The 2,660-nt window shown below is 60.7% G+C and carries 3 protein-coding genes; 1 reads left to right on the forward strand and 2 read right to left on the reverse strand.

Going from position 1 to position 2,660, the window contains the following annotated elements; all coding sequences use genetic code 11:
* Positions 1-680 (reverse strand): S-methyl-5-thioribose-1-phosphate isomerase (locus DD606_RS24450; RefSeq protein ID WP_129259364.1); only part of this gene is annotated, 680 nt, incomplete at its 3' end.
* A 102-nt stretch (positions 681-782) separates the two neighbouring features.
* On the opposite strand from DD606_RS24450, the gene mtnK reads away from it, so the two are divergent.
* Positions 783-1,982 (forward strand): S-methyl-5-thioribose kinase, encoded by a 1,200-nt coding sequence (gene mtnK, locus DD606_RS24455; protein ID WP_032657545.1) that lies wholly within the window; start codon positions 783-785, stop codon positions 1,980-1,982.
* A gap of 52 nt (positions 1,983-2,034) precedes the next feature.
* Here mtnK and DD606_RS24460 read toward each other — a convergent pair.
* Positions 2,035-2,660, reverse strand: a 626-nt coding sequence (locus tag DD606_RS24460; protein WP_368853793.1) for an LVIVD repeat-containing protein, incomplete at its 5' end; no start/stop codon positions are given.

Below are 2,660 nucleotides of genomic sequence, written 5' to 3' on the forward strand. Positions count from 1 at the left end.
GCCCCCACCCACACGGCGTCGACCTGCCCTTTTGCCATCAGGCTGGCGGCCATGGAGTCGGTAATTAGCTGATACGGCACGCCCAGCTCGCCGAGTTCCCACGCGGTCAGCCTGCCGTCCTGCAATAGCGGACGGGTTTCATCCACCCAGACGTTGCTTACCTTGCCTTCCTTATGCGCGCGAGCAATCACCCCCAGCGCGGTACCGACGCCCGCCGTCGCCAGCCCGCCGGTGTTGCAGTGGGTCAGCAGACGGCTGCCGGGCTTCACCAGCGCGCTGCCCGCTTTTGCAATCGCGTCGCAGAGCCGTTTGTCTTCGTCAATCAGGCGCAGCGCCTCCGCCACCAGCGCCGGAACATACTCTTCCTGCCACAGCGCCAGCTTCATGCGGTCGAGGTTGTTCATCAGGTTTACCGCCGTCGGGCGGGATGCGCGCAGGGTTTCCAGCGCCACCGCCAGCTCGTCGCGGCTTTTGCCGCTTTCCGCTAACAGCGCCAGCAGCAGGCTTGCAGAGAGACCAATCAGCGGCGCGCCACGTACGCGCAAAGCGTGGATATGCCCGACCAGCGCCTCGACCGTCGAGGCATCCACCCAGCGTTTCTCCTGCGGAAGCGCCTGTTGGTCGAGAATAAAGAGCTGATTATTCGCCACCCGCAGGCTGGTCGTCTGTAATGTCTGCATGTCGTTAATTCCCTGTTGCGTTGTTGTAGCACATTGTGTCAGGATGAAATCCAGATGTATAGACGTCTACATGTCTTAATTAGCAAAACTGAGGAGCAGGCCATGTCGCAATACCGTACCTTTACCGCTCAGGACGCCGTGGAGTATGCCAGGCAGTTTGGCGGACTTGACGATCCGTCATCGCTGGTAGAGGCGCAGGAAGTGGGCGACGGCAACCTCAATCTGGTTTTTAAAATTTTCGACAGCGCGGGCGTCAGCCGCATCGTCGTTAAGCAGGCGCTGCCCTACGTACGCTGCGTCGGCGAATCCTGGCCGCTGACGCTGGATCGTGCCCGTCTTGAAGCGCAAACCCTGGTCGAGCATTACCAGCACAGCCCGCAGCACACCGTGAAAATCCACCACTTTGATCCGGAACTGGCGGTGATGGTGATGGAAGATCTCTCCAGCCATCGCATCTGGCGCGGCGAGCTGATCAGAAATAATTATTACCCACAGGCAGCGCGTCAGCTGGGGGAATATCTGGCTCACACCCTTTTCCACACCAGCGATTTTTATCTGCATCCGCACGAGAAAAAAGCGCAGGTGGCAAAATTCATCAACCCGGAGATGTGCGAGATCACCGAAGATCTGTTCTTCAACGATCCGTACCAGATCCACGCGCGCAACAGCTACCCGGCCGAGCTGGAAAACGATGTTGCCGCCCTGCGCGACGACGCCCAGCTTAAAATCGCCGTGGCCTCCCTCAAGCACCGCTTTTTCTCGCACGCCGAAGCCCTGCTGCACGGAGACATTCACAGCGGTTCGATTTTTGTGGCCGACGGCAGCCTGAAGGCCATCGACGCTGAGTTCGGCTATTTCGGGCCGATTGGCTTTGACGTTGGCACCGCCATCGGCAACCTGCTGCTGAACTTCTGCGGCCTGCCGGGGCACCTCGGCATTCGCGATGCCGCCGCCGCGCGCGAGCAGCGCCTGACCGATATTCAGGAACTGTGGAACACCTTTGCGGAGCGCTTCCAGGTGCTGGAAAACGAGAAAGCCCGCGACGCCGCACTCAGCGCACCGGGCTATGCCTCCGCATTCCTGAAAAAGGTCTGGCACGATGCCATCGGATTCTGCGGCACCGAGCTGATTCGCCGCAGCGTCGGGCTTTCCCATGTGGCGGATATCGACACCATTCAGGATGAAGCGATGCGTCACGAATGCCTGCGCCACGCGATATCCCTCGGTAAAGCGCTGATTGTGATTGCCGACCGCATCGACAGCGCGGAAGAGCTGGTGGCGCGGGTGCGGCAGTACAGTTGATTTTCTCCCTCTCCCCGTGGGAGAGGGCCGGGGTGAGGGCATCAAACCGCACTCACCCCAGATACTCAATCACCGACAACCCACCGTTATAATCCGTGCTGTAAATAATCCCCTGCGCATCCACAAACACGTCGCACGACTGGATCACCTGCGGGCGATTCGGCCGCGTATCCATCATCCTCTCCGGCGCCGCGGGCACCAGCGCTCCCGTTTCCACCGGGCGATACGGATTGGAAATGTCATACGCGCGCACGCCCGCGTTCTGATACGTCGCGAAGATCAGCGTTGAGCTGACAAAGCTCCCCGGCCGGTTCTCGTGCAGGTTGTGCGGGCCAAAATGCGCCCCTTTCGCCACGTAGTCGATTTCATCCGGCTGCGGGAAGGTAGAGATACTCACCGGGTTCGACGGCTCGCGAATATCAAACAGCCAGATCAGCTTCTCGCCGTCTTCCTGGTTATCGAGCACCGCTTCGTCCAGCACCACCAGCAGATCGCGGTCCGGCAGCGGCAGCGCGGTGTGCGTCCCACCGCCAAACGGCGGGCTCCAGTTACGGTGGCTAATGAGCTTAGGCTGGGTGCGATCCTTCACGTCCAGCAGCGTCAGGCCGCCGTCGCGCCAGCTGCCGTACGCGGTATCCCCCGCAATAATCGCGTGGTGCAGCGCGTAGCGTTTCCCTT

The sequence above is a fragment of the Enterobacter cloacae complex sp. GF14B genome, assembly GCF_004136805.1.
GTDB classification, from domain to species: Bacteria; Pseudomonadota; Gammaproteobacteria; order Enterobacterales; family Enterobacteriaceae; genus Enterobacter; species Enterobacter hormaechei_C.